The organism is Dietzia sp. oral taxon 368 (assembly GCF_002999155.1).
Lineage (GTDB): Bacteria > Actinomycetota > Actinomycetes > Mycobacteriales > Mycobacteriaceae > Dietzia > Dietzia cinnamea.
The window spans coordinates 2,383,512-2,397,213 of record NZ_CP027238.1; the positions used below are offsets into that span (position 1 = coordinate 2,383,512).

Sequence of the window (13,702 nt, forward strand, 5' to 3'; positions counted from 1 at the left end):
CATGTCTTTTTGTGGCGGGCATCACCGCCGCCGACCGACGGCTGACCCGCGATTCGGTCGGTCGTACCCCCGCAATCTGAGGGGCACCTCAACTTTGTGTGGCAATCTGTGCGCTGCGCCGAAACCGGTCACCGATTCCGGCGATGTCCCTGACGCAGTGCCAAGGAGTTCCACACGTGACGATCGACGACCGCGACCTCACCCCCCGCCCGATCGAGACCGGGTTCGCGGCCCGTAGCGCCGCCCGCGCCCTCGCGGACGAACTCCGTGAGGGTACGGCCTATGCGCTCGCCTTCGGCGGGCAGGGGATCGCCTGGCGCGACGCGCTCAGCGATCTCATCGACGGCACGGGGATCGGGCCGGAGCTCCAGGACCTCGTCGACGCCTCCGTCGCCCTCACCGAGCCCGTCCATGACGAGATCGCGGTCGTGCGGACCCACGGCTTCCGGCCCATCGAGTGGGCCAACACCACCACCGGCGAGGACGAGGACGCGGCTGACCTGCCCGACGACGCCTCCCTGTCGGCCGCCGCGGTCTCCCTCCCCGCGGTCCTGCTCACCCAGATGGGTGCACTGCGCGCCCTCGCGGCCGAGGGCTTCGACGTCAACGACACCGCCCCGGCGGCCGTGGTCGGACACTCCCAGGGCGTGCTGGCCGTGGAGTCGGTGGAGACCTTCGGGTCCATCGACGACCGGCTGCTGGCCGTCGCCGAGCTCATCGGCGCCGCCGCCACCCTGGTCGGGCGGCGCGTGGGTCTGTTCCGCCGTGGCCAGGCCAGCCCCATGGTCGGGGTGTCCGGGATCGACGGCGAGGCCCTGCGATCGCTGGTCGACGAGCTGTTCTCGGACGTCGACGCGTCGATCCGCCCGTCGGTCTCCATCCGCAACGCGCAGCGCCGCCACGTCGTGGTCGGCCGACCGGACGACCTCGAGGACCTGCGTCGTCACTGCGCCGACCTCGAGGCCGAGTCGCGTCGTCGTCGCGAGGCAAAGCTCACCGGCGGCGAGGTCTTCGCCCCCGTCTTCGACCCGCTCGACGTGGAGGTCGGATTCCACCACCCGGCGATGGCGCCGGCGGTCGAGATCGTCTCCCGCTGGGCCCGCGCCTGCGATCTGGACGTCGAGCGCGCCGTCCACCTGGCGCGCCAGGTCTTCATCGAGCCGGTCGACTGGGTCGAGGAGATGGCCGAGGCCCTGCACTCCGGTGCCCAGTGGATCCTCGACATGGGCCCCGGCGAGGCGCTGACCCGCCTCAACCGGTCCGTGGTCCGCGGTCAGGGCGTCGGCGTGGTCGCCGCGGCCACCCGCGGGGGCCTGCGCAACCTGTTCACCCCGGGCGCCACGCCGCCCATCGAGCGGCCGTGGACGGCGTTCCAGCCGCAGCTCATCACGCTGCCCGACGGCAGCGTCCACGTGGAGACGTCGTTCACCCGCCTCACCGGGCGCTCGCCGATCCTGCTGGCCGGCATGACGCCCACCACCGTGGACCCGCAGATCGTCGCGGCGGCGGCCAACGCCGGCCACTGGGCCGAGCTCGCCGGCGGCGGTCAGGTCTCCGAGGCGATCTTCGCCGAGAACACCCGCCGTCTGGCCGAGCTGCTCGAGCCCGGCCGCAGCGCCCAGTTCAACTCCCTGTTCCTCGACCCGTACCTGTGGAAGATGCAGGTCGGCGGCAAGCGCCTCGTCCAGCGGGCCCGGGCCGCGGGCATCCCCTTCGACGGCGTGATCGTCACCGCGGGGATCCCCGAGCTCGACGAGTCGGTGGCCCTCATCGAGGAGCTGACCGAGGCAGGCCTGCGGCACGTCAGCTTCAAGCCCGGCACCGTCGCGCAGATCCGCCAGGTCGTGCGGATCGCCGCCGAGGTCCCGCACATGCCCGTCATCGTCCAGGTCGAGGGAGGGCGCGCCGGCGGCCACCACTCGTGGGAGGATCTCGACGCCCTCCTGCTGTCGACCTACGGCGAGCTGCGCGAGCGCCCCAACGTCGTCCTATGCGTCGGCGGCGGCATCGGCACCCCCGAGCGGGCCGCCGACTACCTCACCGGCTCGTGGGCCAACGCGCACGGCTACCCGGCCATGCCGGTCGACGGCATCCTCGTGGGTACCGCCGCCATGGCGACCCTCGAGGCCACTACCAGCCCCCAGGTCAAGCAGCTGCTCGTGGACACCACGGGCGTCGACGCCTGGGTGGGCGCGGGCCAGGCCGAGGGAGGCATGGCCTCCGGCCGTAGCCAGCTCGGCGCGGACATCCACGAGATCGACAACACCGCCGCGCGCACCGGACGCCTCCTCGACGAGGTGGCCGGCGACGCCGAGGCCGTGGCCGCCCGCCGCGACGAGATCATCGCGGCGATCAACGGCACCGCCAAGCCCTACTTCGGCGACCTCGACTCCATGACCTACGAGCAGTGGCTGCGGCGCTTCGTCGAGCTCTCGCTCGCGCCCGGCGCCGGCGCCGACGGGTCGGTCGCCCGGGGCGACGACTCGTTCGACGTGGGCGGCGACTTCGCCGCCGCGGTCGCCGACGGCACCCGCTCCGTGTGGCTCGACCCGACCATCCGCGAGCGCTTCCACCGCATGGTCCAGCGCACCGAGGCCCGCCTCGACGCCGCCGACACCGGCCGCATCCGCTCCGCGTTCCCGCGCGTGGAGTCCATGGAGCGCCCCGCCGAGGTGATCGACGCCCTCGCCGCCCGCCACCCCGAGCTCGCGAGCGCCGTGCTGCACCCGGCCGACGCCGCCGAGTTCCTCGACATCTGCCGTATGCCCGGCAAGCCCGTGCCGTTCGTCCCCGTCATCGACGCCGACGTGCGCCGCTGGTGGCGTTCGGACTCCCTGTGGCAGGCCCACGACCCGCGCTACGACGCCGACGCCGTGTGCGTGATCCCCGGGACCACCGCCGTGGCCGGCATCACCCGCGTCGACGAGCCGGTCGGTGAGCTCCTCGACCGCTTCGAGGCCGCCACCGCCGACCGGGTCCGCGGCTACCTGCCCGACACCGAGGCCGTGTCGAGCCGCCGCCGCGGCATCGTCACCACCGTCACCGGCCCCGTCGCCGACGTGCTCAACAGCCCCGACGTCACCTGGGCCGGCCGACTCGTCGTCAACCCCGTCCACCGCCTGGGCGTCCTGCACGCGTGGGAGATCGACGCCGACGGCATCGGTCGCCACCCGGTCTCCGGCGCCGTCCTCACCCCGGACACGGACGGGCAGACGGTCGACCTGACGCTGCCGGTCGGCCCGGCCGAGATGACCATCACCCTCACCGTGGGCGACGCCGTGGCCACCGGTGCCGCGCCCGTCATCACCGATGACGCCGCGGAGTCCGCCATGCGCACCCTGCTGGCCACCGCCGCCGGCGTCGGCCGCGGGGGAGCGGGCGGTACCCGGATCGACACGCTGCCCGAGGTCACCGACGGTGTCGCCACCGCGCGGTTCACGTTCGAGCCCACCCTGGCCACGGACCACACCGGCGTCACCGCCGGCAGCCTGCCCACCTCGCTCGTGCCGTCCGCCGGCGTCCCGGACGCCCTCGTGGGCGCCGCCTGGCCGACCGTCTTCGCCGTGCTCGGCCAGACGCGTCGCCCGCGCGGCACCGGCACCGTCGTCGAGGGGCTGCTCGACCTGGTCCACCTGGACCACGGCATCCGCATGCACGCGGCGCTGCCGCAGGAGACGACCGACCTCGTCGTCGTCGCCCGGTCCGGCGGTGTCCGCGACACCGACCTCGGCCGCGTCGTCGAGGTGTCGGTCGAGGTGGCCGCGGAGGCACGCGACGGCTCCCGCACCCCGCTGTGCACCCTGTCGGAGCGCTTCGCCATCCGTGGCCGCACCGGCGGCGCCGAGGTCGGCGACCCCCGCCCGGCCGGTGGCGCGCTGGTCACCCCGTCCGGTGGCGTCGCCGAGCCCGCGGAGACCACGCGCCAGCAGCGCGTGTCCGCCACGCTCACGGCCCCGCACGACATGACCGCGTTCGCGCTGGTCTCCGGCGACCACAACCCGATCCACGTCTCCGACACGGCGGCCGAGCTGGCCGGGCTCGGTGGAGTGATCGTCCACGGCATGTGGCTCTCGGCCGCCGCGCAGCACGCCGTGCAGGCCTCGGACGGCAAGACCCCCGCGCTGCGGATCGCCGGCTGGACCGCCCGGATGCTCGCCCCGGTCCGCCCGGGCGACCACATCACCGTCCGCGCCGTGCAGACCGGCCGCCACGCCGGCGGCCAGGTCCTCGAGGTCACGTGCACGGTCGACGGCGCCACCGTCATGGCCGCCACCGCGCTGACCGAGGCCCCGCGCACCGTCTACGCGTTCCCCGGCCAGGGCATCCAGGCCAAGGGGATGGGCATGGAGGGGCGCACCCGCTGCCCCGCCGCCCGCGAGATCTGGGACCGCGCCGACAAGCACACCCGTGAGGCCCTGGGCTTCTCGATCCTGGCGCTCGTCCGCGACAACCCGACCGAGGTCACCGTCCGCGGCGAGGTCCACCGGCATCCCGACGGCGTGCTCTACCTGACCCAGTTCACCCAGGTCGCGATGGCGTGCCTCGCGGTCGCCCAGCGCGCCGAGCTCGAGGCCGACGGCCTGCTCGTCGACGGCGCCTACTTCGCCGGCCACTCGATCGGCGAGTACGACGCCCTGGCCGCCATCTCCGGCGTGCTCGAGCTCGAGCCGCTGCTGGAGATCGTGTTCCAGCGTGGCTCGACCATGCACCAGCTGGTCCCGCGTGACGCGCAGGGGCGGTCGGACTACCGCATGGCCGCTATCCGCCCGTCGCAGATGGGCATCTCGGACGAGGACATCGCGCAGTGGGTCGCCGACGTGGCCCGCGAGTCCGGCGAGTTCATCGAGATCGTCAACTACAACCTGGCGGGCTCGCAGTACGCGCTGGCCGGCACGGTCGCCGGCTGCGCCGCGCTGGAGAAGGCGGTGAACCGGGAGCTCGAGCGCTCGGGCGGCAAGAACGCCTTCATCCTGGTGCCCGGCATCGACGTGCCGTTCCACTCCACGGTGCTGCGCGGCGGCGTCCCGGACTTCCGGGCCACCCTCGACGCGCTGATCCCCGAGGACGTGGACATCTCGGTGCTCGTCGGCCGCTACATCCCGAACCTCGTGCCGCGCCTGTTCAGCCTCGAGCGCGACTTCGTGCAGGAGATCGCCGACCTCGTGCCGGCGGAGGCCCTGGACGACGTCCTCGCGAACTGGGACGCCTGGTCCGCCACGCCCACGCGACTGGGCCGCCTGCTGCTCGTCGAGCTGCTGGCCTGGCAGTTCGCGAGCCCGGTCCGCTGGATCGAGACGCAGGAGCTGCTGTTCACGCCGATCGAGCGTGGCGGCCTCGGCGTCGAGCAGTTCATCGAGGTCGGCGTGGCCAACGCCCCGACCGTCGCGAACCTCGCCTCCAAGACCCTCGACCTGCCCACCCACCGCGGGCCGCGCGCCCAGGTGATCAACGTCGAGCGCGACTCGGCGACGCTGTACGGCACCCTGCCGCCCAGCGTGGAGGGCGACGACGACGAGGCGGACGCCGACACCGGTTCCGCCTCCACCCCGGCCGCCGGTCAGGCGGCCCCCACAGACCCCGCACCGGCCGTCAACACCCCCGGCACGGCCGGTGCGGACCGATCCGAACCGGCAGTTGCGCCTGCCGCCGCCCCCGGCGCTCCCCGCCCGGACGACCTGGAGTTCGGCGCACCCGCGGCCACCCGCATGCTGGTGGCGCTGCGCACCAAGGTCCGTCCCGAGCAGATCGCCGCCGGCGACTCCATCGAGACGCTGTGCGACGGCGTGTCCTCGCGCCGTAACCAGCTGCTGCTGGACCTGGGCACCGAGCTGAGCCTGGGCGCCATCGACGGCGCCGCCGAGGCGGACTTCCCGACCCTGGCCGACCAGGTCTCGCGCCTGGCCTGCGGCTACGCCCCCTTCGGCCCCGTCCTGTCGGACGCGGTCGGGGAGGCCCTGCGCGCGGTCCTGGGCCGCTCCGGCAAGCGCCCGGCGTACATCACCGAGCGCGTGACCGGCGCGTGGGAGCTCGGCGCCGGCTGGGCCCACCACGTGACCGCCGAGATCGCGCTGGGCACCCGCGACGGCGCCTCGATCCGCGGTGGCGACCTCGCGACCCTCGACGCCTCGGGCGTCAAGGACGTCGCCGGCCTGGACGCGCTCATCGACGCGGCCGTGCAGGCGGTCGGCGCCGCCCACGGTGTGTCCGTGGCCACGCCCTCCTCGGGCGCCGGCGGTGGCGGGGTCGTCGACTCCGCCGCGCTGACCGAGTTCGCCGACGAGCTCACCGGCCGCAACGGCGTCCTGGCGGAGGCCGCGCGCGGCCTGCTCACCCGGCTCGGGCACCTCGAGCCGGAGGCCGTCGACCTGCTGGCCGACGCCGATCCGGATTCCGAGCTCGCCGACCTCGTGGCCGCCGAGCTGGGCTCCGACTGGCGCCGCGTGGTGGCCCCGGCCTTCGACGCCAACCGCGCCGTCCTGCTGGACGACCGCTGGGCCTCGGCCCGCGAGGACCTGGCCCGCCTGTGGACCGCCTCGGACGTGCCGGCCGACGCCGCGGAGGCCTTCCGCGGCGCGGGCGAGATCGTCGCCGAGCAGGCCCGCTGGTGGGCGGCCCGGGCGACCGATGCCCGCCGCGACGCCCTGGCCACGGCCTTCCGGGAGATCTCGGAGGCCGCGGCGGAGGAGTTCGTCGGCGCGTACGCGGACGACGTCGCCGTCGTCACCGGCGCCGGAAAGGGCTCCATCGCCGCGGCGGTCACCGGCCGCCTCCTGGCCGGTGGCGCCACCGTGGTGGCCACCACCTCGAGCCTCGACCAGGGCAAGCTGGCGTTCTTCAAGGACCTCTACCGCTCCAACGCCCGCGGTGGCGCGGCGCTGTGGGTCCTGCCCGCCAACATGACCTCCTACTCGGACGTCGACGCGCTGGTCGAGTGGGTCGGCTCGGAGCACTCCGAGTCGGCCGGTGGCCAGACCACCGTCCTCAAGCCGGCGCTCACGCCGACGCTGCTGTTCCCGTTCGCCGCACCGCGCGTCCAGGGCTCGATGGCCGACGCCGGCCCGCGGGCCGAGACGGAGATGCGCGTCCTGCTGTGGAGCGTGGAGAAGCTCGTCGCCGGGCTCGGCGCGATCGGCGCGGACACCGACGTCGACTCCCGCCTGCACGTGGTCCTGCCGGGCTCGCCCAACCGCGGCATCTTCGGCGGCGACGGCGCCTACGGCGAGGCCAAGGCCGCGCTCGACGCCATGATCGCCAAGTGGGGTTCGGAGAAGGCCTGGTCGCAGCGGGTCACCTTCGTCCACGCGATCATCGGGTGGGTCCGGGGCACCGGCCTCATGGGCCACAACGACCCGCTCGTCGAGGCCGTCGAGGCCGCGGGCGTGTCCACGTGGTCCACCGCCGGGATGGCCACCGAGCTGCTGCGCTGGTGCGCGCCGGAGTTCCGCGACGCCGCCGCCGAGAAGCCGGTCACCGTGGACCTCACGGGCGGGCTCGGCACGGCCGACCTCGACATGTCCGCGCTCGCCGCGGACCGGCCCACCGCCTCCGCGACGACCCCGGACGAGGACACGGCCGGCACGATCGCCGCGCTGCCGTCGCTGCCGACGGTCGCCGCCGACGAGCGGCCCGAGTGGGGCGAGGTCACCCAGGACCTCGAGGACATGGTCGTCATCGTGGGCGCCGGTGAGGTCGGCCCCTACGGCAGCGCCCGTACCCGCTTCGAGGTGGAGACCACCGGCGACCTCACCGCCGCCGGCGTGGTCGAGCTGGCCTGGTCGACGGGCCTGATCACGTGGGAGGACTCGCCCCGCGCGGGGTGGACCGTCACGGCCACCGGCGAGGCGATCGACGAGGCGGACATCGCCGAGCGGTTCCGCGACGAGGTCCTGGCCCGGGTGGGCGTGCGCACGTACGCCGACGACGCCCGCGCCGAGATGTTCGCGGGCGCCGCACCGCAGCTCACCTCGGTGTTCCTGCCGGAGGACCTGTCCTTCGTCGTGGACGACGAGGCCCAGGCCCGCGCCTACCTCTCGGTCGACCCGGAGAACACCGTCGTCACGCAGAGCGAGGACGGGGAGTGGACGGTCACCCGCAAGGCCGGCACGGAGATCCGCGTCCCGCGCCGCACCATGCTCACGCGCGTGGTCGGCGGTCAGATCCCGACCGGGTTCGACCCCACGGCGTGGGGCATCCCCGCGGACATGGTCTCCGGCATCGACCGGGTGGCCGCGTGGAACCTCGTGGCCACCGTCGACGCCTTCATCTCGTCGGGCTTCACCCCGGCCGAGCTGCTGGCCCACGTCCACCCGGCCGACGTCGCCAACACGCAGGGCACCGGCATGGGCGGCATGACGAGCATGCGCTCGCTGTACATCGACGGCATCCTCGGCCGCAGCCGCGCCAACGACACGCTGCAGGAGGCGCTGCCCAACGTCGTGGCCGCGCACGTCATGCAGTCCTACGTCGGCGGCTACGGCTCGATGGTGCACCCGGTGGCGGCCTGCGCCACCACCGCGGTGAGCGTCGAGGAGGGCTTCGACAAGATCCGCGCCGGCAAGGCCGAGTTCGTGGTCTCCGGCGGGTTCGACGACCTGTCCATCGAGGGCATCCAGGGCTTCGCCGACATGTCCGCCACCGCCGACTCCGCGGCCATGGCGGCCAAGGGGATCGACGAGCGGTACTACAGCCGGGCCAACGACCGCCGTCGCGGCGGGTTCGTCGAGTCGGCCGGCGGTGGCACCATCCTGCTCGCCCGTGGTGACGTCGCGGCCCGCATGGGGCTGCCCGTCCTGGGCGTGGTCGGCTGGGCCGGCTCGTACGCCGACGGCGCGCACACCTCCATCCCGGCCCCCGGGCTGGGTGCGCTGGGCGCCGGGCGCGGCGGGAAGCGTTCGCCGCTCGCCCGCGGCCTCGCCCAGCTGGGCCTGACCGCCGACGACGTGGCCGTGGTGAGCAAGCACGACACCTCGACCAAGGCCAACGACCCCAACGAGTCGGACCTGCACGAGCGTCTCGCCGAGGCGATCGGCCGGTCCGAGGGCAACCCGCTGTTCGTGGTGTCGCAGAAGACGCTCACCGGCCACGCCAAGGGCGGTGCTGCGGCGTTCCAGCTCATCGGGCTCACCCAGATGCTGCGGTCGGGCACCATCCCGCCCAACCGCTCCCTGGACTGCGTCGACGACGTGCTGGACCACCACCGGCACCTGGTGTGGCTGCGCGAGACCCTGCAGCTGGGCGGCGACCTGCCCCTCAAGGCCGGTCTGCTCACCTCGCTGGGCTTCGGCCACGTCTCCGGCCTCATCGCCGTGGTGCACCCGGAGGCCTACCACCGGGCCGTGGCCGCGGCGTACGGCGAGGACGAGGCCGAGCGCATCCGCGAGGCCGGCCTGCGCCGCGAGCGCGAGGGCGCCCGGCGCCTGACCGACGCGATCTACGGCGGCGAGGCGCTCTACACCCGCCCCGAGGCCCGTCGCCTCGGTGAGGGTTCGGGCGACGAGGTCAAGGAGCGCGAGGCCGCGGTCCTGCTCGACCCGGCCGCCCGCGTCGACGCCGACGGCGTGCTGTCGGCCGGTGTCGCCGCGGAGATCGCCGCGGAGGTCGCCGGGACGGAGCGCTCCGGGCGGTGACGACCGGGGTGAGAGGCGTCGGGGTCGACATCGTCGACCTCGGCGCCTTCGCCGCGTCTCTGGCCGAACCGGGGACGCGGCTCACGCGCGCGTTCTCGCCCACCGAGCGGAGGCAGTGCCGCGAACGCGCCGAGGCCCGCGGGGCCGGCCGGGCGGCCGGGTTCACGTCGTCGTCGCCGTCGTCATCTACGTCAGCGTCTCCCGCGTCCTCGTCTCCCGCGGCGTCGTCTCCACCGGGGATGTCGTCTCCGCCCGGGACGGTGACCCCGCGCCGCCACGAGGACCCGCTGGCCCGCCACCTCGCCGCACGCTGGGCCGCGAAAGAGGCGGTCATCAAGGCGTGGTCCGCGGCACTGTACGGCATGCCCCCTCCGATCCCGCCCGACCTGCTGCGCTGGGCCGAGATCGAGACGGTGTGCGACGCCTGGGGCCGGCCGACGGTGCGTCTCGGGGGAGAGGTGGCCCGGCAGGTGGCCGCGACCCTCGGTGACGACACGCGGTGGAACGTCTCCCTCAGCCACGACGGCGGCTCCGCGATCGCGTTCGTGGTGCTCGAGGGGCCGCTGCGCGGGTAGGCGCTCCGTAGCGGTCTGTGGGCTCACCGAAAGGTGGCCTGGCGGCGGGGCCGCCTCAGTCGGCCTGGGCTTCCTTCTCCGCCAGCCACAGGTAGGCGGTGAGCATCCGCTTGAGCTCGGTGACGGTCGCGTCGTGCATGTCCTCGCCGCCGGCGGAGCCGACGGTGTCACCCGCTTCGCCGCCGGGCACCGGGCCGGCGCTGACGGAGAAGTTCAGCATCGAGTAGGCCACGTGCACCAACACCTCGGCCATGAACGCGCGGCGTTCCCGCTCGGTGGCGGGCATGAGCGGCGCGAGGACGCTGGCGATCATCCGGGCGATCTCGCGCTCGTTCACGGCGGCCGTGGCCCGCGTGGCGGGAGTGGCCTGCGTGGCCAGCCAGACCGCGCGCCGGGACGGATCCCGGAGCCACAGGTCGGCCAGATGGTCGAGGAAGTCGTTGAGCAGCTCCGGCCAGTCCAGCGCGGGGATCTTCTGCGCGAAGCGCTCGACCTCCTCGATCACCCCGTGCGCGTCCTGGCGGTCGAGCTCGCAGACCAGGACGTACTTGTTGGCGAAGAACTGGTACAGCGTCCCGATGGGCACGCCCGCGCGCGACGCCACCTCCTCGCAGGTGAACGAGTCGAAGCCGACCTCGACCAGCACTTCCCGGGCCGACGACAGGAGTGCCTGGAACTTCCGGCGGCTGCGCTCCTGGATCGGTCGGCGGCGGGGGACAAGGATGTTCGGTTCGTCCTGGACGGCCTCGTCGGTGATATCCCGTGACGGCTCGTGGGCGCGCTCGGACGATTCGGTCGGCATGGGTGGTTCAGCCCTCCGCCGGCTGCGGCTCGGGGAGCTCCACACCGAGCAGCTTGGCGACCATCGCCACGTGCCCCTTCGCGCGGACGTTGTACCGGGCCATCGAGATGGTGCCGTCCGACTCCACCACGAAGGTCGAGCGGATCACTCCCATGACGGTCTTGCCGTAGTTCTTCTTCTCGCCGAAGGCGCCCCACTCGGTGAGCATCGTCTTGTCGGGATCGGACAGGAGCGGGAACGTGATGCCGTACTTGTCCCGGAACCGGGCCAGCTTCTCGGGCGCGTCGGGGGAGACGCCGACGACGCCCATGCCCGCGTCCCGCAGCTGCTGGAGGGCGTTCTCGAAGTCCACGGTCTCGGTCGTGCACCCCGGCGTCATGGCGGCGGGGTAGACGTAGACGAGCACCCTCCCGTGCTCCGCGAGGAGATCCTGCAGCGACGTGGGCGTGCCGTCGGCGTCGGGGAGGGTGAACGCGGGGGCCGGCTGGCCCACCTCGAGCCGTGGTGTGGTCACCGGTGCTCCTGGGGTCGAGTCGGGGCGTCGGACCCTCCCAACCTATCCGATGCACCGGCGCTCGGGCGCGCATCCCGTCGGTGTGCAGTAGCGTGGGCGTGGTCAAGACCCGCGGGGCACCCGCGGACGAGCGATCGACGGAGGTCTGGTGTCCAGGAGTTACGACAGCATCGAGGGCGATATCGCCAAGGCGCGTGACGATCTCGCGACGACCCTGGACGAGATCATCGACCGGGTCAATCCCAAGAACCTCGCGACCGAGGGTAAGGAGCGCGCGACCGCGGCCCTGAAGGATCCGCGGGTACTGGCCGTGCTCGGCGGGGTAGCGGCTCTGGTCGTCGGCGGGATCACGGTGTCGATGGCCAACAAGCGCAAGGAACGGCAGCGCATCGAGGCGTACCTGGCGGCCCGCCGGGCCCTCTGAGCCCGCTGCTCGGCACGGACTCGGTCAGGTCGAGTCCGGCCACGACTCAGGCGTCGGTCCGGCTTCCGCTCGGCTCCCTCCAGAAGAGCGTCCCGCGCACTTCCACTCGGGCGACGTGTGCGGGACGCTCCTCTCGTTGTGCAGCGGCCCCGCCGGGCCCCACGCGGCCCCCGGCGCACGCGAAAAAGCCCCGGGTCGTGAAACCCGGGGCTTTCGCTCTGTGCGCCATCAGGGACTCGAACCCCGAACCCGCTGATTAAGAGTCAGCTGCTCTGCCAATTGAGCTAATGGCGCTTGTTCTTCCGGCCTCGCGGCCTTCCGTGGTGCGAGAGAAACAGTAACAGCCGTGAGTCCGGATCACGAAATCGCCTGGTCATCGACCGTGTCGCCATCCGACTCGGGAGGTGCGTGATGTGACACCCTCCGGTGACTCGATATGGAATGCGCGCAGCCCGGCAGGCATACTGGTGTAGAAATCCTCCGGTCGTGGCCGCGTCCGGGCGGAAGAGACAGCTGGAAGGGGCCCTCAGTGAACCTGCGCACAACGGATCGGAAGGCGCGGCGGGCGACCGGGGCCCGGTCGAGGGCCCGTCTCGGTCTGGCCGCCGTGTTCACCGGCGCGCTGGTCCTCACCGGCTGCACTATCGGCGACGGCACGGTGGAGGACACCCCCGTGGCCGAGGCGCCGGCGGATCCGGCCGCGGTGATCGACCTGTCGGTCGCGGACGGCGCCACCGACGCAAACCCCGCCGAGCCGATCGTCCTCACCGCCGAGGGTGGCAAGCTCGACTCCGTCGTGGTGCGCAACCCCGAGGGCGTGCAGGTGCAGGGCGAGTTCAACCCGGAGTTCACCGAGTGGCGCACGACCGAGGATCTCGGTTACGGCCGGCAGTACACGCTGGAGTCCACGGCCACTGACGAGGCCGGGCTCGTGACGCGTAAGAACATCACTTTCACCACGCTGACGCCGAACATCATGACGGCCGCCTACCTGACCACGGGTGAGGGGTCCGTGGTGGGGATCGGCCAGCCCGTCGCGGTGATGTTCGACGAGCCCATCGCGGACCGCCGCGCGGCGCAGGAGAACATCCACATCACCACCGAGCCGGCGGTCGAGGGCGCGTTCTACTGGGTCTCCGACCAGGAGGTCCGTTGGCGCCCCGCTGAGTACTGGGCGCCCGGAACCAAGATCGACGTCCACGTGGACATCTACGGCGAGGATCTCGGCGGCGGGATGTACGGGCAGCAGGACGCCCACAGCAACTTCGAGATCGGCGACGCCGTGATCTCCCGGGTGGACGACTCGACCAAGATGATCACCGTCGAGCGCAACGGCGAGGTCATCAAGACCATGCCCACCTCGATGGGCAAGGACGCCACCCCGACGCCCAACGGCACCTACGTGATCGGCGAGAAGCACGCCTCGATGATCATGGACTCGTCCACGTACGGCGTGGCGGTGGACTCGGCGGAGGGCTACCGCACGCCGGTGCAGTACGCCACGCGGATGTCGTACAGCGGGATCTTCGTCCACGCCGCGCCGTGGTCGGTGTGGGCGCAGGGCAGCCAGAACACCAGCCACGGCTGCCTCAACGTCACCACGGCGGACGCCAAGTGGTTCTACGACAACGCCAAGCGCGGTGACATCTTTGAGGTCACCGGGACCGTCGGCCCCACGCTGCCCGGCTGGGACGGCCTCGGTGACTGGAACGTCCCGTGGGAGACCTGGAAGGCCGGCAACGCCGACCGGGGCGCCTGAGC

General features: G+C 73.0%; 6 protein-coding genes and 1 tRNA gene. 4 read left to right on the top strand and 3 right to left on the bottom strand.

Annotated elements, in window-relative coordinates; genetic code table 11:
• Nucleotides 1-176 precede the first annotated feature (176 nt).
• Both C3V38_RS11140 and C3V38_RS18345 read left to right on the top strand, forming a co-directional pair.
• The gene (locus C3V38_RS11140) at nucleotides 177-9,626 is read left to right on the top strand and encodes a type I polyketide synthase (RefSeq protein WP_254425964.1); all 9,450 of its coding nucleotides are present in this window, start codon (nucleotides 177-179) and stop codon (nucleotides 9,624-9,626) included.
• Nucleotides 9,627-9,865: 239 nt separating this feature from the next.
• Nucleotides 9,866-10,201 carry a holo-ACP synthase gene (locus C3V38_RS18345; protein ID WP_371412118.1) on the top strand — a complete coding sequence of 112 codons (336 nt, stop codon included), beginning with the start codon at nucleotides 9,866-9,868 and terminating at the stop codon, nucleotides 10,199-10,201.
• Between the two features lie 55 nt (nucleotides 10,202-10,256).
• Here C3V38_RS18345 and C3V38_RS11150 read toward each other — a convergent pair whose 3' ends face one another.
• Both C3V38_RS11150 and C3V38_RS11155 read right to left on the bottom strand, forming a co-directional pair.
• Nucleotides 10,257-11,003, bottom strand: coding sequence for a TetR/AcrR family transcriptional regulator (locus tag C3V38_RS11150; RefSeq protein ID WP_007626718.1), 747 nt, complete (start codon nucleotides 11,001-11,003; stop codon nucleotides 10,257-10,259).
• 7 nt (nucleotides 11,004-11,010) lie between these two features.
• Nucleotides 11,011-11,517, bottom strand: a complete 507-nt coding sequence (locus tag C3V38_RS11155; protein ID WP_061230179.1) for a peroxiredoxin — start codon at nucleotides 11,515-11,517, stop codon at nucleotides 11,011-11,013.
• Nucleotides 11,518-11,665: 148 nt separating this feature from the next.
• Between C3V38_RS11155 and C3V38_RS11160 the strand changes: the two genes are divergently transcribed.
• Complete coding sequence (locus C3V38_RS11160; protein ID WP_061230180.1) at nucleotides 11,666-11,941, top strand: DUF3618 domain-containing protein; 276 nt, start codon at nucleotides 11,666-11,668, stop codon at nucleotides 11,939-11,941.
• A 221-nt stretch (nucleotides 11,942-12,162) separates the two neighbouring features.
• Here the strand turns inward: C3V38_RS11160 and C3V38_RS11165 are convergent.
• Nucleotides 12,163-12,235 (bottom strand) — tRNA-Lys (locus C3V38_RS11165).
• Between the two features lie 235 nt (nucleotides 12,236-12,470).
• On the opposite strand from C3V38_RS11165, the gene C3V38_RS11170 reads away from it, so the two are divergent.
• Nucleotides 12,471-13,700 carry an Ig-like domain-containing protein gene (locus C3V38_RS11170; RefSeq protein WP_106385790.1) on the top strand — a complete coding sequence of 410 codons (1,230 nt, stop codon included), beginning with the start codon at nucleotides 12,471-12,473 and terminating at the stop codon, nucleotides 13,698-13,700.
• Nucleotides 13,701-13,702: the final 2 nt, after the last annotated feature.